Origin of the sequence: uncultured Zhongshania sp. (assembly GCF_963975605.1) — a bacterium.
In the GTDB taxonomy this organism is placed as follows: domain Bacteria; phylum Pseudomonadota; class Gammaproteobacteria; order Pseudomonadales; family Spongiibacteraceae; genus Spongiibacter; species Spongiibacter aquimaris.
Map to the genome: position 1 here is coordinate 65878 of NZ_CAXBHN010000006.1, position 17972 is coordinate 83849.

A 17972-nucleotide genomic window follows, 5' to 3' on the forward strand; every position below is an offset into this window, starting at 1 on the left:
TGTCAGGATTTCCAGGTCCAGCTAAACGAATAATTGGTCTGGGAGCTTAGGGAGCGCGACTTTAAATCACTCGTCGATTATGTCGGCGAACCGATACTGGCCGATAATTCGAAATGACTATACATAGCATTGCCCGCTGCAACTGCATCGCCATCACAAATGCGATTCACAATATTTTCATGGGCATCAATGATGCGGGAAATATCGTTTAGGGTGCGCTGGCTGCCAAGGTCTACTAGTAAGGATTCCATCAAGGGGTTTTGCAGCGCGTCTAACAATAGTCGATTTACGGGGTTGTGGGACGCTTCGGCCAGCTCCTGGTGCAAGGCAAGATCTGCTGAGACCCGGCGCTGATGATCGTCCATCGCGTCGCGCATTGCCGCTATGTGTGACTTTAGTGATAGCTTTTGTTCGTCGGTAGCCCGGATTGCCGCTAGTTGTGCGGTTTGAACTTCAATGCTGCGCCGAGTCTCCATTACCTGACGGTAGCTAATTTGCGTAGTTTGCAAGGCATAGCCGAATACTTGCGCCAGCACGTTTGAGTTCATCGACATCAATCTTGGTCGCCGACCATTCCCTATCTCAAGTATGCCTACCGCCGCTAGTGAGCGATAAGCCTCACGTACCGTGGTTCGGCTAATGCCTAAATCCCGACCGATTTGCATTTCGCTGAGTACGTCATCGCCTGGGCGCAGTTTTTCTCGTGAAATGTACTCCCAGAGATATTGGCTTACTTGTGAGGATAGCGATGTGGCTTGGTTTAAATCTGAGTCTGGCATTTGCGGGTCATCATAATTTTTTGTTTTAAGAAGATAGCATCTTAGGCTGCCAAGCGCTAGGTAGCCTCGTGTGTCAGGATGCCAACCTGTATACAGGTAATGCTTTAAAATGGTGATTTAATTTGACTATTCTCTATATAGCTGCAATCCTGTATTACAGCTATGCGGTTTATGTCATTGCCAATGTTTCGAGATGCTAAATAATAAATGCTGTGAAGCTGGATGTAAGCCATGAATTTATCTTTAGTTTAGTTAGATCCGTTTTCGGGTGGTTTTAAGGCCATTGCCGCTGGGATATAAAAAGGAGCAGTTGCTAGTGAAAACAGTCAAACAAATATTCGTTGCAGCGATAGTGTTCGCTTTCGCAATAGCGTGTTTTGCTGAATTGCCTTCGGATGTGTTGCTCGCTAAGTATAAAGAAAAGATTAAGCACACACCTAAGGAGCGATTCGAACACGCATTGAGTGAGCCAATGGATCCAGTGCATATTATCGGTGGTATTTATTATATAGGTTCTACCACTGTTTCTTCTTTCGTTATTAATACTGGAGAAGGACTGGTGCTGGTGGATGCCGGCACGCCGATGATGTTTGACGCCATCAAGCATAATATCGAATCGCTGGGTTTTCAGCTCAGCGATATTAAATACATTATTTCTAGTCATGCCCATTGGGACCACGTCGGCGGCTTGGCTAATATGCAAAAGCAAACTGCTGCCAAAGTAGTTGCCCTCGGACTTGATGCTGAATCTATTGCCAGCGGCAAAGATACGTCGGCGGTGTCTTTTTTGGGCTTGAATTGGGATCCAGTGCCAATTGACCGGGTGATTAAAGATCGTGACAGTTTTACCCTGGGTGACGTGACTATTCATGCCTACGATACGCCAGGGCACACCAAAGGCTGTACGACTTGGACGACCACAATTCGAGAGGGAGAAAAAGACTATAAGGTGGCCTTTCTCGGCGGTACATCAGTGAATGCCGGTGTTAAGTTGCTTAATAACCCGCTTTACCCAAATATTGCAGAAGACTATAAAAAGACCTTTGCTGTATTGGCCTCCTTGTCTCCGGACGTCTATCTTGCGCAACACCCATTCTTCTTTAATTTGTCTGGCAAGCTGGAGCAGCGTAAGGCTAACCCTGCGGTAAACCCCTTTGTCGATCCTGACGAATGGACAATGTTTATTCAGAACGATGAGCTTAAATTTCTTCGACAATTAGATGATGAATGGCGAGCCCTGTCAGCGTCTAAAGCAGTATCAAAATAAGGTGAGTACGATGACTGATATAAAGCAGCCAGAAAATTTATTGAGCCAGTTAGAGCTCTTGCTAGGTAAGGAGTGTGTTTTGACCGGTGACGCCCTGCGGGAGAGGGCGAGTAGTTACTGGGACAGCTCGCCAATGCAGGGCATAGCCCTATTAAAACCACATACTACTGAACAGCTCAGCGCGGCGATGAAATTATGTCATCAGTTTGGTCAAACTGTTGTCACCCATGGTGGGCTCACCGGCTGTGTAGAAGGAGCTACGGTAAATAATCAAGATGTCATTATCTCGCTGGAAAAGATGAACTCAATTGAAGAGATTGATGCGGTTGGTTCTACAGTAATAGTTGAGGCGGGCGTGACTTTGCAGTATCTGCAAGAGGCTGTGAGTGAGCAGGGTCTGTATTTTCCATTAGATTTGGGTGCAAGGGGTAGTTGCACGATCGGTGGAAATGTTGCTACCAATGCGGGCGGCATCAATGTTATTAGATACGGCATGATGCGTGATCAAGTGCTTGGCTTGGAAGTAGTGCTTGCCGACGGGACAATCATGTCATCGATGAACCGCATGCTAAAAAACAATGCGGGATATGACTTAAAACAATTATTTATCGGCACTGAAGGTACGCTTGGTATTGTTACTCGCGTGTCGTTGAAGCTGCAGCAGCAGACGCGCAGTCGCAATACGTGCTTGGTGGCAGTTGATGATTTCGCCTCAGTGACTAAATTGCTGAGCCGCTTGCAGGGTGATCTGGGTGCGGCGCTGAACGCATACGAAGTGATGTGGGGAGATTACTTTCACGCAGTGACTGAGCCAGGTTGGCATCGGGCTCCAATGGGGCGAGATTACGCCTTCTACGTGTTGTTAGAAGCTGCTGGTGCAGACGCTGAAGGTGACGGCCCACGCTTTATTGCGGCGATGGAGTCTGCCATGGAAGATGGCCTGGTTGTTGATGCCATTATTCCTAAATCCGAGTCAGAGCGCCGAGCGTTGTGGGATATTCGCGAAGATTTCGACGCGATCGTTAAACCGCAGCCGACCTTTCTTTACGATGTAAGTTTACCGATTAAGTATATGGAGAACTATGTGGCGGCGGTTAAACAGGGCCTGGATAAGCTGTGGCCGCAGAGTAAGTGTTACATCATGGGGCACATGGGCGACGGGAATCTCCATTTATTTATAACACCCAATTCGGTAGGCGAAGATTTACATGGGCAGTCTGACGAGCAAGTTTACAAACCGCTGGAGAAATATGCGGGTTCTATTTCTGCAGAGCATGGCATCGGGACGGAGAAAAAAAGTTGGTTGCTTAAGAATCGCAGTATCGAAGAGCTGGATTTGATGAAAGTGATTAAGCGTGCGCTTGATCCTCTGAACATCCTCAATAGAGGAAAAATATTTGATGTATAGAATGCTATTTGCTGGCGCGGTTTGGGGATATTTATGCTGTTAATATTGTTCCCGATTCTCGCGCCAATAGCTGCGCTTATAGGTTATTTAAACCCCGAATTAATTGCTCCTTTAAAAGGCGCAATTGTGCCGCTGTTAGTTGTGGTTATGAGTTGCATGGGGATTACGTTAAAACCAGAGGATTTCATTAAAATTCGGGCTTATCGAGGCGCGATGGTTTTAGGCATTGTTTTGCAGTTTACGGTCATGCCCATCGTGGCGCTATTTGTAGCTGCACTACTGAAGTTAGACCAGGAATATACTACTGGCCTGGTGCTAGTGGGGTCTGTTGCTGGAGGAACCTCTTCCAATGTAATGGCGTATCTGGCGAAGGGCAATGTGGCATTATCAGTATCAATGACGGCAATTTCGACCGTAATGAGCGTGCTGATGACGCCGTTTATCATGTCTGTTGCTTTAGGTGAAACCGTGCCTGTTCCCGCCAAAGATATGATTATGAGTTTGGTTCAGATCATATTGCTCCCCGTAAGCTTTGGCGTTTTATTAAATCATTATGCTGGTCATTATTTGCGTCCGCTTCAAGCTTACCTGGCACCAATAGCGACAGCTATTATTCTTGTGATTATCGCTATTGTCGTGTCTTTAAATGCTGACAGTCTTGGTATTGCTATTTTGACGGTGGGCGCGGCGACCTTGTTACATAATGTTAGCGGCCTGTTGTTAGGTTATTTGGGGCCAAGATTACTTGGTTTCGATCGCGTAGTTAGTCGCACCATCGCAATCGAAGTCGGGATGCAAAATTCCGGTTTGGCGACGGCCTTGGCATTAAAATTATTCACCCCTGCGGTGGCTTTGCCTGGGGCAATATTCAGTGTGTGGTTGAACATAACCGGGTCATTGTTTGCTTCTTTTTCTATTTGGTTGGAGTCTAGAAAAGAACCTTATTGATATTGTGATGGTGCTATACGAAGAGGCTTGTATATCGTTAAGGTATTGGCATTAGGCGCGAGTACTTACGCGACAGGACGCCCGTACCTCTTCGGTTTAGTAGCTGAGGGGGAGCAAGGCTTTCAGTGAACTCTTGTTTTGTCTTTCTTCAGCATCCTCCAGAGATCGGCTTCTGCCAAAGTAGCTCTTGTAGAACTTGAATGATTTAAAACCGAGCGCGGGGCGAACTACCTGTAATATAAAATTGTGATCATGCTCAACAATGAGGTTTTTACTTTCTCTTTAAATCTTTATATAAGTCTCGTCTAGCCGTCATCTATTGCCAGCTCGCTTTTTGATTTTATGAAAGACCTTTTTTTTCGATGCGTGGTGAATAACGGACTACCCAACCTAGGCCGCGCTGTGGTTTACGTCGTAACCGCGCTCCTGCATGAGTTCCTCCAGATCGCGATAGCTGAGCTTATAAGCGACCTACTACTGGAAGCATTGTAAGATCATATCTTGCTGATGGTGACGGCCTTTTGAATAGCCCCAAAATTTTAGACCACTCCGTTACACAATTTGAAACGGTCTTCATATTGCCTTGGGGAGCTTGTGTATGTTTCGATAGGAGAACAAAAAGGCAGCAGCCAGCTTTTCTATTAATGTGGACGATAATCCAAGAGGAGCTAAACGTTTGGCTAGCCAATTAATGTGTGCACCCGATAGTGATAAGGAAAATAGCATAGCCATTATTTCGACAGCGGTGCCCGCCTTGCAAAGCGCATCACTTAGCAATCCGCTCTATTATTTAGAAAACTTTCAAACGGTGATTCGCTGGGTTTTAGCTCATCACGCGGATTTGCTGTTGCAGGATGAGCAGGCGCTACTGGTGCAGTTGTTGAATCAATCGGAAGCAGGGCAGGCAATAGTTGCCCGTCTAGTTATGCGCAAGGGCGAGCTGTTCCGCCGTGATACCTTGGCTTACGATGAAATCCCCTCGATCGACGACGCATTGCACGAGCTTGCGCAATCTGACTGGGTGGATCTAGAGCCTAACCTTGATGCCCATGATTTGTATAGATTGTGTCGTCGCGCGGAGTTGCACACTTTGCTGTCCGATGCTGGGTATGGTTTTGCAAAAAATATTCGAAAGTCCGAATTATTTGATCCGCTTCTGGAGTTAGGCGAGGAGCAAGGATCTCGTATTCTTCGTGACTGGTGGCCAGATAATTCAATACACATTGTCGGCTTGAGAAACGGCGCACTCTTAGAGCGGGTGCGGCTGATGTTCTTTGGAAATCTGTATCAAGACTGGTCGGAGTTTGTTCTTGCTGAGCTCGGACATCAGCGCTATGAGTCTGTCGAGTTTAGTCTGCAGTCCCGCGCTTTTAAATCACGGCGGGAGTTGGATGACTATATTGCGATTCACCAATGTCAGGTGCGGCTTTTTGAAGAGGAACCGGTCGCCGATATTTTGCGCGACTGTCCCAGTCAGTTAGGTAACCCGTGGCTAGAGCACCGGCGCCAACGCATGATGTTTCAGCTCGCTCAGCAGGCCGAGCGAATGGCCGATGTTGATTTGGCTATACACATTTATTCGAACAATCCCTTGGATGAAGCTCAAGTGCGTTTATATCGCTTGCAGGAAAAGAACCGCAGCGATATCGAGCTGATGCTCGTACAGCTAGAAAACACCCTATTAAACATTCGTCGCCCTGAACCACGGCTACACCTTTCTCGCATTGCCCACCGGCTGCGACGTAAGGCCAAGTTGGCAACTACCGCTCCAGTTAAATCAATAATTCCCACTCATCATTTTCAATTGGTGAAAGGCGAAGACCGTGTGGAGCTGGCGGCGTTAAATGAGCTTGCAAAAGAGGAGGGTGTTGTTGGCGCGTATTGTGAAAACACCTTGTTTACGGGTCTCTTTGCTTTGTTGATGTGGCCCGTGCTTTATGCGCCACTTCCTGGTGCGTTCTTTCATCCCTTTCAGGCGGGGCCTGCGGATCTGTTTCGGCCTGATTTTGCAGTGCTACGACAACGGGAAATTGATGCGAGATTAGGCCTCCTTAAGACCGGTGAGTATCGCTCCGCGATGCTGGCGTGCTGGGATGCGAAACAGGGCATTGCCTGCACACTGATACATTGGCCGTCATTGCCGAAATCTTTGTTGGAGCACGCGCTGGCGTATATTCCCGCTGAACACCTTGAGCTTGTGTTTCGCCATTTGCTAAGTGATTTGCGTAACCACCGCCGCGGTATGCCTGATTTAATCGTGTTTAATCTAAATCAACATACGTATCGACTGGTAGAGGTCAAAGGCCCAGGGGATCGTTTACAAGATCATCAGCGGCTTTGGATAGAGACTATGCTTGCAGCGGGTTTGCCAGTTTCCGTGGCAGAAATACGTTGGGAAGACGCGCCATGATGCGAGTGTCAGTTAGGTCGCTGTGCGAGTTCGCTGCTCGCACCGGAAGTTTAGAATTTCGTTATACCCCCGCGCCGACGTCTGAAGAGGGCATGATGGGGCATATTGTGGTGCAGCAGCGCCGCCCCGATCCCTACGTCGCCGAATATGCGCTTAAGGGGCAATGTGCTGGCTTGGAAGTGAGCGGTCGCGTAGATGGCTATTATGCCAATCAACAAGAATGCTTTTTAGAGGAAATCAAAACCCATCGCGGTAATGTAAACCGTATTGGCCCAGGTCGTCGCGATTTGCATTGGGCGCAGCTCAAAGTCTATGGTGCGCTGCTTTGTCAACGTGATAAGCGAGACAGTATCGCCTTGCGACTGACCTATTTCGAAGTGCGTGATGAGCTGGAAACCACCGAAGATATTACGTTTGAAGCGACTGAATTAGAGGATTATTTAGAAGAGCTTTGTCAGTGCTATATAAGTTGGGCGAAGCAGGAGACTGCGCATCGTGAAGGTCGAGACAATGCCCTACTTGCGCTGAGCTTTCCTCATCCAGAATTTAGAACGGGCCAACATTCACTGGCGAAAGTGGTATACCTCTCTGCCAAGAACGCAGTGCCGCTATTACTGCAAGCGCCAACGGGCATTGGCAAAACCGTGGGGGTATTGTTTCCCGCCTTACGGGCGATGCCTGAGGTGGAGCTGGATCGCGTATTCTTCCTGACCAATCGCAATACGGGGCGTAAATTAGGGCTGGATGGCTTGCGCATAATTCTAGAATCGCAATCTTTGAGTTTGCCGCTGCGAGTGCTTGAGCTGTCATCGAGAGAGGCGGCATGCGACAACCCGGATAAGGCATGTCATGGCGATTCCTGCCCATTAGCGAAGGGCTTTTTTGACCGTTTACCCGCTGCCCGACAGCAGGCAGTCGAGGAGGGTTTTTTAACTCAAAGCGCACTTCGCCGCATCGCCGGCGAACACAATTTGTGTCGCTATTTTCTAGCGCAGGAAATGGCGCGCTGGTGCGATGTGGTCGTGGCTGACGTCAATCATTACTACGACCAGTTTGCACTGCTGTACAGCCTAACCATCGCCAATGAGTGGCGGGTAATGCCACTAGTCGACGAAGCGCATAATTTAATTGATCGCGCACGAGGGATGTATAGCATTGCCTTGGGTGAAGCGGAAATGCTCTATGGCATACGCAAAGTGCCGGCCCCGCTACTCAAACCCATGTCCGAACTTGAAAGCGCGTGGGCGTCAATGATTCGCCCCTTCCTGGATAGCGATGAAGACATTGAGCAGCGCCGCTACTACTTAAAGTCAGTGCCTGAGGATTTAAATACGGCGCTTTACGGCCTAATTTCAGCGATTACAGATTACCTAACCGATAACCCTGCTGCCGCAGAGGTGCAGAATGTGCTGTTTACGGCGCTTGGATTCTTGCGACTTGCAGATAAATTTGATGAGCATTCCCTGTGTACCTTGGAGTTTGAAACCTTTGCAGGCAGCGCGCGAGCAAAGCCGGGCAGCGCAAAGCTACTCATCGACAACCTGATTCCCGCCGATCATCTCGCGCAGCGATTTACTGATGCCGTAAGTACGATTCTGTTTTCTGCGACCCTGTCACCTGCGGACTACCACCGAGATCTTTTGGGATTGCCGCAGACAACTCACTTTATTGACATTGAAAGCCCATTTGCCAAAGACCAAATCGACTTACGGCTGGTAACAAACATTAGTACTAGGCACCACGATCGCGAAGACTCATTGGAGCCAATTTGCGAGCGTATTATTGCGCAATATAAGGCAAAGCCCGGTAATTACTTGGTGTATTTAAGCAGTTTTGATTACCTCAATACTGTCTATAAACGTTTGGGGGCGTTGGCGCCGGCGCTGCGACTGCTGCGCCAGACACCCGGCATGCCGCCATTTGAGCGTGAACAATTTATAACTGATATTAGTGATACCACGCCAAGTGTTGCTTTTGCGGTACTGGGCGGTGTGTTCGGTGAAGGTATCGACTTACCTGGCGATAAACTGATTGGGGTATTTGTCGCGACTCTCGGATTAGCGCCACACGATGAATTTCATGAGGTGCTAAGGGAGCGCTTGGAAGCCCGCTACGGTAGGGGTTATGACTACACTTATATATACCCAGGTTTGCAAAAGGTAATACAAGCGGCGGGGCGCTTGATTCGGACGCCTGAGGATCGCGGCGTTATCGAGCTTATTGACGCCCGCTATGGTTGGAAAAAGGTGCGATCACTTCTACCTAAGTGGTGGGGTATTTAAGTCGCTTCAATCTGCCCGCAAAATTCAAATCAAGCATCACTGGCGATGCAGGTAAATAGTGACTGAAGAAACTGCCCGAACGCCAGAAAAGATGAAGTGCAACAACCTTGAACTAATGTGTATCCCCCTAGCTGATACCCTTGACGATTTGGGTTGAATGCGCCCCGTGCAGCTCGGTGACCAAAGTGCGCTTTAGCTTGCTGTTTTACTGATCACACACATTTAAGTTACTGTGTATTAACGATTACGCTGTGGTAATAAAAGTCAGCAGTGCTCGACCTTTCTGCAAGACAGTGCTACTTTTTGAGCCAATTTTAAAAGCGTCTAACTCAGCGTTTTAATTAATTAATTTTTTGATGAAAAGTGCTGACAGATGGTGTTTTTTGTGTGCAACATTTTTCGAAAATTCCAAACTTTAGATTGCATAGGGAAAGTTTATGAGCAGGCGGATGGTTATTATGCTGCTGCTGAGTGCAGTATTATTTGGCGGCGTATTTGGCATGCAGTGGTTCGGCTCGAAGCAGATGAACGAATTTCTAAATGCTATGCCGCCCGCCGCGGTGACGGTATCTAGTGCGAAAGCCGAGGCGATGACCTGGGAGAGTCGCCTGCAATCTGTCGGCAGTTTAGTGGCGGTCAATGGCGCTGATCTCACCGCGGAAGTGGATGGTGTTGTCACCAATATTTATTTCGATTCTGGAGAGTCCGTCAAACAGGGTGATCTTCTGCTGAGTATGGCGTCGGCCAGTGAGCAGGGCGACTTAAAGCGCTTGCAGGCGCAGGCCGAGTTAACGGAGTTGAATCGTAAGCGCAGCGAGCAGTTATATAAGAGTAAATCGATCTCGAAATCTGAGTTCGATACGGCGGTTGCGGAAACCAATGTTGCGCTGGCAGCCGTACAGGCGCAAAAAGGTCGCTTGGAACAAAAGTCGGTTAAAGCGCCATTTGACGGCCAATTGGGTATACGTCGTGTCAATGTGGGTCAGTATTTAGGCATGGGTGTCGCTATAGCCACTTTGCAGAAATTGGATCCCATTGATGTTGATTTCTCCATTCCCGAGCGCTACCTGTCTATCTTGGAGCCCGGCCTAACAGTTGCCGTAACGGTAGATGCTTACGGCGATGAAACATATGAAGGCCAAGTGCTAGCAATCGAGCCAAAAGTGAATCCACAGACACGCAATGTGGACGTTCGTGCGCGTTTATCGAACGTTGAGGGAAAGCTTAAGCCTGGCTTGTTTGCCACAGTGGTGGTGAATTTGCCTAACAGCAATGAGGTGACAGTGATCCCCCGTTCTGCGGTGAATTACACTTCCTATGGTGACTCTGTTTTTGTGGTGCAAAAAAATCCCGAAGCGCCACCGCCGCCTGATGAGCCCAATCCCATGATGGGGCCTTATACAGATCTTGAAGTCATTCAACGCTTTGTCACTTTGGGCGATGCCCGAGGCGACTATATAGCGGTTAGTAAGGGACTTGAGGTGGGTGACGAAGTAGCTAGCAGTGGTTTGCTTAAATTGCGAAATAAACAACCGGTTATTATTGATAATAGTAATGCACTAGCCCCCAAGTTAAATCCGAGTCCACCTCAGGGCTGAGGTGAGTCGTTGATACGGTGCGTGGTAAGCACACCATAAAACCCCGAGCATTGCGTGCGCTAGTAAGCTGAGAGAATAGATGAATTTCACAGATATTTTTGTAAAACGTCCAGTGCTCGCTGTGGTGGTGAGCCTGGTTATATTGTTCCTCGGTCTGCGTGCGGGATTGGATTTAACGGTGCGCGAATATCCAGAGTTACAGAACGCCCAGCTTACCGTAACGGTTGCCTATCCCGGCGCTGATCCAGAGCTAGTTGAGGGGTTTGTGACCACGCCGCTAGAGAGAGAAATAGCGTCTGCGGATGGCATTGATTTCTTAACCTCACAGTCTGGGCAAGGTATTTCAACTATCACCGCAAATTTGCGCTTGGATAAAGATGCCAATGAAGCCTTAACTGAAATATCTGCAAAAGTAGGCAAGCTTCGCAACCAGTTGCCGGAAGGCTCTGAAGATCCAATTATTCAATTGGCGGACGGCAGCGCCACCGCCGCTATGTATATCTCGTTTTTCTCAGACATTTTAAGTGAGAGCCAGATTACCGATTATCTGGTTCGAGTCGTTGAGCCCGAAATTGCCGCTATTGCGGGTATCGAAAAGGCCCAGATTCTGGGTGCACAAAACTACGCAATGCGCGTGTGGCTGAAGCCGGAAAAATTAGTGGCCTACAATTTAACTGCCAGCGAGGTTTTTGCCGAGATCCGTAAACAAAACGTGTTGTCGGCGGTTGGTACAACCAATGGTAATTACGTGAAGGTGGGTTTGTCGGCGGCAACGGATCTGCGCAATGTCGATGAGTTTCGGCAAATGGTAGTCAGCTCAAGCGACGATGCCTTGGTCCGTCTTCAGGATGTGGCCGATGTGAAATTAGGTTCGGAAACCTACGATAGCAGTGCTAGATGGGATGGTCGCCCCAGCTTGTTTGTCGCGTTAACGGTCCGCCCCAACGCCAATTTGCTCGATGTGATGGCAGAGGTGCGAGAAGTACTTCCGGCCATATTTAGAGCGCTTCCAGAGGGGCTTGAGGGGGAGGTTGGCTTTGACAGTACAGTCTATGTCAGCAACGCCATCAGTGACGTTAGGGCCACGTTGATTGAAGCGGTCTTGATCGTAATTGTGGTGATATTCCTATTCCTCGGCTCAATTCGAAGCTCCTTAATTCCCGCCGTCACGGTTCCCTTATCTTTGGTTGGCGCCCTGTTTTTGATGTTCAGCATGGGTTTTTCGATAAACCTGCTTACGCTATTGGCGATGGTCTTAGCCATTGGCATGGTCGTGGATGACGCCATCATAGTATTAGAAAACATTCACCGACATATTGAAGAGGGCTTGGAGCCGGAAAAGGCAGCCTTGATAGGTGCGAGAGAACTGGTTGGGCCAGTTATTTCAATGACCATTACTCTGGTTGCGGTGTATGCCCCGATTGGTTTTTTAACGGGTATCACGGGCACCTTGTTTACTGAGTTCGCCTTTACCTTGGCGGGCGCTGTTTTAATTTCGGGCGTTATCGCGCTTACACTAACCCCGATGATGTGCGCAAAGATTTTACAGCCGTCCATAGAAGACACTTCTGGTAGTCGCCTAGCGCATTTTCTCGATGAAAAATTTGAAAATTGGCGGCAAGCCTATCGTCGAAATTTGCACGGCGCCTTAGATCAGCGGCATGTTATCGGGGTTTTTGGCTTAATTGTGTTGATCTCGTGCTATTTCCTTTTCACGTCAAGCCAGTCCGAATTAGCTCCCGCGGAGGATTTTGGCTTTGCAGGGTCTTTGCATGAAACAGACGGATATTCATCGCAGCAGTACCTGGAACACTACTTTAAGCAGAGCCAGGATATTGCGCTTGGCAATGATTATGTAGAACATATTTTTGCCTTTACTATGAACACCGGTGGTGGCACGAATACCGCGTTTATGGGAATGATCGCTGACGAGTGGGATAATCGCGATAAAACCATGGCTCAGATTACCGATCAGGTAAACGCGGAATTTCAAAAAATCCCCGGCGTTCGAGCGGCAATATTTCAGCCGCCGCCGCTGCCAACGCCTGGTCAGGGCTACCCTGTTGAGTTTGTACTCAAGTCAACTGCCGACGCGCAAACCATGGCGGATGTCGGCAATAAAGTTGTTGAAAGGGCTTTGGCGAGTAATCGATTTTTCTTCGCCGCGCCGGGTTTGAATATTGATCGCCCTGAGGCCGCCATTGATATTAATCGCGATAAAGCAGCGCTGCTAGGTGTCGATATGGATGCCTTGAGCGCAGACTTGGCCGCCATGATGGCGGGTGCTGAAGCGAATCGCTTTGCATTTCAAGGACGGTCTTACAAGGTGATTACTCAGGTCACCCGAGATGCCAGATTAAACCCTAAGCAGTTGGGTGAATTTTATGTGCGCACCGGCAGCGGGGATCTAGTGCCGCTATCAACCATCGCCACGTTTAGTGATAAGGTCAAACCGCGATTCTTATCTCATGCACAGCAGCTGCGCTCGAATACCATCGTTGCGGTACCGCGCCCTGATGTTTCGCAGGGCCAAGCCTTAGCGCTGCTGGAAGAAATTGCCCGCGATGAAATGCCCGCCGGATTTAAAATCGATTACGCGGGGAGTTCACGTCAGTTTAAGCAGGAGGGCTCGGCGCTACTGGCGACCTTCGGTTTTGCCTTAATCATTATCTATTTAGTATTGGCGGCGCAGTTTGAGTCTTATCGTGACCCCTTGATCATCTTGGTTACCGTGCCAATGTCGATTTGTGGGGCCCTGCTTACGCTGAATATTTTTGCGATGACCAACGGTATGCAGCTAACCAATTTTTCCGGTATGACCTTGAATATTTACACCCAGGTTGGCTTGGTAACCCTCATCGGTGTTATTTCAAAGCACGGGATATTGATTGTCGACTTTGCCAACCGTTTGCAGGAGCAGGGTTTGTCTAAGCGTGACGCGATTGAGGACGCGGCGTCTATCCGCTTGCGTCCGATATTGATGACCACTGCGGCATTAGTTGTGGCAATGATTCCGCTGTTACTGGCGACGGGACCAGGTGCGGCATCGCGGTTCTCACTCGGCATGGTTATCGCATCTGGTATGAGTATTGGTACTTTGTTTACTTTGTTTGTGGTGCCGGCGATGTATATGTATCTCGGGCGTGATCATGGCGCTGCGCCAGCGCCGGCCTTGACCGCCGAATAGTTGCGTTGCCGCGCACTGGTGCGTGAGGAGAAGGCCGCGTATGATGACGCGGTTTTTTTGCCCCTTTAGGATACGAATATGATTAAGCACAATAGCTATTTTGATGAAAAAGTTCAGTCCCTGGGTTTTGCGACAGAAACCAAACCTGCGTCGGTTGGTGTGATGGCGGCGGGCGAGTATCGTTTTGGTACCGAGGCGGCGGAGCGTATGGAAGTGATTAGCGGCGCTTTAACCGTGTTACTGCCGGGTCAAAGTGATTGGCAGACTTTTGGTGCAGGTCAGGGCTTTGATGTTCCGGCTAATAGTCATTTTGATCTGCAGGTGGGTGTTAACACCGCTTACCTTTGCATATACGGTTAAGTATTCTGAATCAAAGAGCGCCTTGATCAGGCGCTTTTTCGCTCGTCGACTCGTGGCTTTTGATTCCCTCCAGAGCTACTCGTGCTATTCCTGTCTTGTTAAGTTCTTCCGGCTTTCTGACCTCGCTTAAGGCACGAAGTGTCAATTTTGTGAAATCGGCTCGTATTTTGCTATTCCCCGTTGTGATCTGCATTGGGTCACACATGTATTCACAATTTATTTGAAGCTTTTTAGTGCGTTAAGTCTTTCAGATTATCGTTTGGTTATAGGTAATCTGCGACAGCGCTTCATGACGGGGGTCATATGAAGAAAATGAAATTTGGGTTATTGCTAGTCGTAGGGGTGTTCGCGTGGGCGCCGTTTAGTTTTGCCGCTGGCAGTTTGTGCAAGGCGCCAACGGCGAATTCGGCGCTGGAACTCGACGGTTGCAAACAGGGTGACACCTTAATTTTACGTGAAATACATTTCGATACGGATTCTGCACGTATCAAAGAAATGTCCTTTGCGTTTCTTGATAAGGTCGCAAGTGAGCTAAAAGAAAACCCAACGATTAAGGTCGCCGTGCAGGGCCATACCGATTCAATTGGTGCCGCCGATTACAATATGGATCTGTCGCAAAATCGGGCGCAATCTGTGCGATATTATCTTGTTTCTGCGGGGGTTAATCCCAATCAGTTAGTCGCGCAAGGCTTTGGTTTAACTGAACCTTTGGCTGATAACGCGACGTCGCAGGGCCGAGCCAGCAACCGTCGTGTTGAGTTGAAACTGGTCGGCACCTTGGTACTTTCTGAGCCCAAACCAACGAATGTGTATATCTCTACCTTCCACGCCAAGCCAATGGAATTGGTGGTGCCCGTTGGTACCCAGGTAACGTGGACGAACTACGACGAGATATCCCACGACATTACCTTTGACGGCGTACCGGGCACTCGTATTTGGACTAAAGGCTGGAAGGGCGACACCTACAGTTTGCAGTTTGATAATCCGGGTACCTATAGCTACCACTGCGATGTTCATAAAGATGTAAATGGACGGATTGTGGTCAAGTCAGCGGTTGATGAATACGTGACTACTGAGTCGCCAATCTACCCGGGTCAAACTACGAGTTCCTATGAGGCAAAGCAAACTGTCCAGCGAGTAGGTGGCTAATGACGGTTTATATGCAGCAAATTGGTGCGTATAAGCTGAATGCGATTTTATGAATTTGCACTAAAATGTAGATTAATGCCCCACATTGGGGGCAATAGAAGGCGGCTTAGTCCGCCTTTTTTGTTGGCTATTGCGGTACGAAATTAGTTTGCTCAAATAAATTTTTGAAATGTATCTGCACGCGCTCCAAGTCCAATAGCGACATTCCACTCGAAAATCCAAACCACACGTATAGACCGTTAATATCTCGAAACATGGGGGGTAGGTAGCGGGGCGCTTTGATTAAGCCAGCCTGCTGGTATTGGTGGAGTACGGGTATATCGTCCAGTGCAACTTTGCCGACAAAGAGCATGGGGAGTAACTCTGGTTTGTCGGCCAGAATGGCGCTGCGAATAAAATTCACAGTTTCCACAAAGCCCTTTACGTAAGAGAGATCTTTTGTGAAGCAACTGCCGCCTTCGACCATACCGCCGCGGAAAACTCGCTGCGCTATTTTATAACTGTCGTGATTACTTAAGCCCTGTGCAACAAAGTGGCGGTAAACCTCTAAAAAATCTGCGCCGTTCTCCGCCATATCAATGGCGACGACACGGTCGCTAATCCGCCGCGCGCGATCAGGGAAGGAGCTAAAGGTCAGGGTTTCAATTAATACCGCCAAGCCTTCTTGAAGGGCTGTAATCCGCGGTGACCCAACACTTAGCCACGTTGCCCAGGGCTGATTGCGACCATTTAAAGTGGTGCCGACGTGAACCCAGCCTTCGTGTACTTCAAGTACCTGCAAATCCAGGGTGGAGAAGGATGAGTGGGTATTGACCTTGATGCAGTCGCCACCCGCCGATGCGTCGGAGACGATGCCATCGGTTTCCCTAACGGTAAATGCACTCTCGGCAAAGTAAGGTTGCAAGCGCTGTTGCAGGGCGGTCACGGCCGCCTCGGCGTTGATATTTTTAGGGTAGGCGGCCGCGAGGTGTTTGGCGGCGGGCAGTGAGAAAATATGGCAGAGGCGCTGCCCCATTTCGATGAGGGTCAATTTATCGCCGCGCAAGTGGTCGCGTGCCGAGCCGTACAGCTCGCGACTGGCCTGCAAAAATTCTGGCTTGCCGCGATTTTCAACCAGCTTGATTACCGTCAGGTACTGTTCGATGGTTTCCGCCAGTATATTGCCCAGCGGATCATTCTTGCCAAGGCGCAGTTCAACTTGCTTATGCAAATGGCTGAGCTCGGCACTTTTACTCGCAGGGTCAAAATTTAGCGGGTTGCGTAGATAGTAGTCTCTGTCCACGGCGGGTAATTTTTCCGCCTTGTCGTGAAAAAACTGCTTTTCAATAGTTTGCGGCCATTTAATTGAATCGAGAATGAGGATGGGCTTTTGAATAGCAATGAGCGATTCAGAAAGCTCCTTGAGCGACTCTTGATACTGTCGATCTAATTGATTACTCATGCGCTATGGGTCACTCCGAATCTGGGGTTTGAATGGCGAGCAGGCAGCGCAGCCGGTTGCGTCCAAAGCTGGCCATATTGATGAAGGCATTTATGCTGATGGGCACATGCATAAAGTCAGTCTCGCTTTGCCAGCGGCTATCATTGGTATCTGGGTCACTGATATACACAAAGTGTTGGTCTGACTTGCTGACATAGACCCAGTGGGGAGCCCGATTGCGGTTTAAGGACCAGGTGCTGATAAGTGCAATGACGTGATCGTGACGTTCGAGAATCTCGCGAAACTGTGCTGGCCCCAAAGGATTAATTTCGAGGCTGGCGGGGTAGTGCTGCAGCTGTTCGCTAAAGTCTTGGTGTACTAGCTCGATGACCTGACGTTTCTCTTCGCTGCGCACGCTGTCGATAAACGGCGTGCCGCTGCGGTTGATATATAAGCGCGCATTAAAACCGCGCTTTAGGGCCGATAGGGCTAAGCCGTGTGGAGAGCTGCCGCCGTGTCCGGTTGTCATGAAGATGGTGGTCGCCTCGCGCCATATTTGTAATTCTTCACGACGACTGATGGGGTATGTTGTGTCGATATTGCGCATTGCCATCATCAGCGCGGCCGGCCCACAGCTGAATTCGGTGGTTTGCCGGTAGTAGACCGGCGGCTCGGTAATAAGCGAGCCGGTTTCTGCCTGTAGGCGTTTTTCAAAGCGCAACGCTGTGCAGCCATCTTCGTAATAGTCCTCAATCCGGTCGAATGCTAAATAGCCCAGCTTTTCATACAGCGCAATGGCAGCGGGGTTGTCGACGCGGACTTCTAAGCGCATAAAAAGACAGTCGCGTTCGCGGGCCTGAGTTTCGGCGTGGGCTAATAATTGTTGGGCAAGCCCTTGGCCGCGAAAGTCGGGATCCAAGGCAACGGAGTAAAGTCTCGCCAGGCTGGTACCGGTGCGGAATAAGACGATGCTGTAACCGCTTGGCACACCATTGCTTAAGATGACGGAACTGGAATGAGCACCAGGTTTAATGAGGCTTTTAAAACTGCGGCGCGAGAGTTTGTCACCACTAAAACAGCGCTGCTCTATGGCTTCGAGGGCATCGAGATCATCTTTGGTGGCGGCGCGAATAATATTCATTGGGCAGTGGTACATGAGCGCAT

Annotated in this window: 12 protein-coding genes and 1 pseudogene; 10 read left to right on the forward strand and 3 right to left on the reverse strand. The window is 49.1% G+C overall.

Annotated elements, in window-relative coordinates; genetic code table 11:
- Positions 1–77 precede the first annotated feature (77 nt).
- Positions 78–779: a FadR/GntR family transcriptional regulator gene (locus AAC007_RS07660; protein ID WP_339675722.1), complete on the reverse strand. Its 702-nt coding sequence runs from the start codon at positions 777–779 to the stop codon at positions 78–80.
- A gap of 316 nt (positions 780–1095) precedes the next feature.
- Between AAC007_RS07660 and bla the strand changes: the two genes are divergently transcribed.
- The 10 genes and pseudogenes from bla to AAC007_RS07710 all read left to right on the forward strand — a co-directional run bounded on the left by bla (position 1096) and on the right by AAC007_RS07710 (position 15388).
- Entirely contained in the window at positions 1096–2046 is a 951-nt protein-coding gene (gene bla / locus AAC007_RS07665; RefSeq protein WP_339675725.1) for a subclass B3 metallo-beta-lactamase, read from the forward strand.
- Positions 2047–2056: 10 nt separating this feature from the next.
- Positions 2057–3454 carry an FAD-binding oxidoreductase gene (locus tag AAC007_RS07670; RefSeq protein ID WP_339675727.1) on the forward strand — a complete coding sequence of 466 codons (1398 nt, stop codon included), beginning with the start codon at positions 2057–2059 and terminating at the stop codon, positions 3452–3454.
- Between the two features lie 33 nt (positions 3455–3487).
- Positions 3488–4402: a bile acid:sodium symporter family protein gene (locus AAC007_RS07675; RefSeq protein ID WP_339675730.1), complete on the forward strand. Its 915-nt coding sequence runs from the start codon at positions 3488–3490 to the stop codon at positions 4400–4402.
- 12 nt (positions 4403–4414) lie between these two features.
- Positions 4415–4531: pseudogene (locus tag AAC007_RS07680) on the forward strand (alpha-hydroxy-acid oxidizing protein); the annotation flags it as partial.
- 547 nt (positions 4532–5078) lie between these two features.
- Complete coding sequence (locus AAC007_RS07685) at positions 5079–6812, forward strand: VRR-NUC domain-containing protein (RefSeq protein WP_339675732.1); 1734 nt, start codon at positions 5079–5081, stop codon at positions 6810–6812.
- Positions 6809–9094, forward strand: coding sequence for an ATP-dependent DNA helicase (locus AAC007_RS07690; protein WP_339675733.1), 2286 nt, complete (start codon positions 6809–6811; stop codon positions 9092–9094). The genes AAC007_RS07685 and AAC007_RS07690 overlap by 4 nt, the downstream gene beginning before the upstream one ends.
- Before the next feature lie 437 nt (positions 9095–9531).
- A complete protein-coding gene (locus tag AAC007_RS07695; protein ID WP_339675735.1) occupies positions 9532–10692 on the forward strand; it encodes an efflux RND transporter periplasmic adaptor subunit in 1161 nt (386 codons plus the stop codon).
- A 79-nt stretch (positions 10693–10771) separates the two neighbouring features.
- The gene (locus tag AAC007_RS07700; protein WP_339675736.1) at positions 10772–13879 is read left to right on the forward strand and encodes an efflux RND transporter permease subunit; all 3108 of its coding nucleotides are present in this window, start codon (positions 10772–10774) and stop codon (positions 13877–13879) included.
- A gap of 78 nt (positions 13880–13957) precedes the next feature.
- Positions 13958–14239, forward strand: coding sequence for a pyrimidine/purine nucleoside phosphorylase (locus AAC007_RS07705; RefSeq protein ID WP_219041951.1), 282 nt, complete (start codon positions 13958–13960; stop codon positions 14237–14239).
- A gap of 303 nt (positions 14240–14542) precedes the next feature.
- The gene (locus AAC007_RS07710; protein WP_339675739.1) at positions 14543–15388 is read left to right on the forward strand and encodes an OmpA family protein; all 846 of its coding nucleotides are present in this window, start codon (positions 14543–14545) and stop codon (positions 15386–15388) included.
- A gap of 127 nt (positions 15389–15515) precedes the next feature.
- Here the strand turns inward: AAC007_RS07710 and AAC007_RS07715 are convergent, their stop codons facing one another.
- Both AAC007_RS07715 and AAC007_RS07720 read right to left on the reverse strand, forming a co-directional pair.
- On the reverse strand, positions 15516–16829 hold the full coding sequence (locus AAC007_RS07715) for a flavohemoglobin expression-modulating QEGLA motif protein (RefSeq protein ID WP_339675741.1): 1314 nt from the start codon (positions 16827–16829) through the stop codon (positions 15516–15518).
- 10 nt (positions 16830–16839) lie between these two features.
- A complete protein-coding gene (locus tag AAC007_RS07720) occupies positions 16840–17949 on the reverse strand; it encodes a GNAT family N-acetyltransferase/peptidase C39 family protein (RefSeq protein WP_339675743.1) in 1110 nt (369 codons plus the stop codon).
- Positions 17950–17972 lie beyond the last annotated feature (23 nt).

Bases quoted from the DNA above. Each gene is read 5' to 3' on its own strand.
- AAC007_RS07720 (WP_339675743.1), bottom strand. From the start codon at position 17,949: ATGAATATTATTCGCGCCGCCACCAAAGATGATCTCGATGCCCTCGAA.
- AAC007_RS07675 (WP_339675730.1), top strand. From the start codon at position 3,488: ATGCTGTTAATATTGTTCCCGATTCTCGCGCCAATAGCTGCGCTTATA.
- AAC007_RS07690 (WP_339675733.1), top strand. From the start codon at position 6,809: ATGATGCGAGTGTCAGTTAGGTCGCTGTGCGAGTTCGCTGCTCGCACC.
- AAC007_RS07705 (WP_219041951.1), top strand. From the start codon at position 13,958: ATGATTAAGCACAATAGCTATTTTGATGAAAAAGTTCAGTCCCTGGGT.
- AAC007_RS07715 (WP_339675741.1), bottom strand. From the start codon at position 16,829: ATGAGTAATCAATTAGATCGACAGTATCAAGAGTCGCTCAAGGAGCTT.
- AAC007_RS07670 (WP_339675727.1), top strand. From the start codon at position 2,057: ATGACTGATATAAAGCAGCCAGAAAATTTATTGAGCCAGTTAGAGCTC.
- AAC007_RS07660 (WP_339675722.1), bottom strand. From the start codon at position 779: ATGCCAGACTCAGATTTAAACCAAGCCACATCGCTATCCTCACAAGTA.
- AAC007_RS07695 (WP_339675735.1), top strand. From the start codon at position 9,532: ATGAGCAGGCGGATGGTTATTATGCTGCTGCTGAGTGCAGTATTATTT.
- AAC007_RS07710 (WP_339675739.1), top strand. From the start codon at position 14,543: ATGAAGAAAATGAAATTTGGGTTATTGCTAGTCGTAGGGGTGTTCGCG.
- AAC007_RS07700 (WP_339675736.1), top strand. From the start codon at position 10,772: ATGAATTTCACAGATATTTTTGTAAAACGTCCAGTGCTCGCTGTGGTG.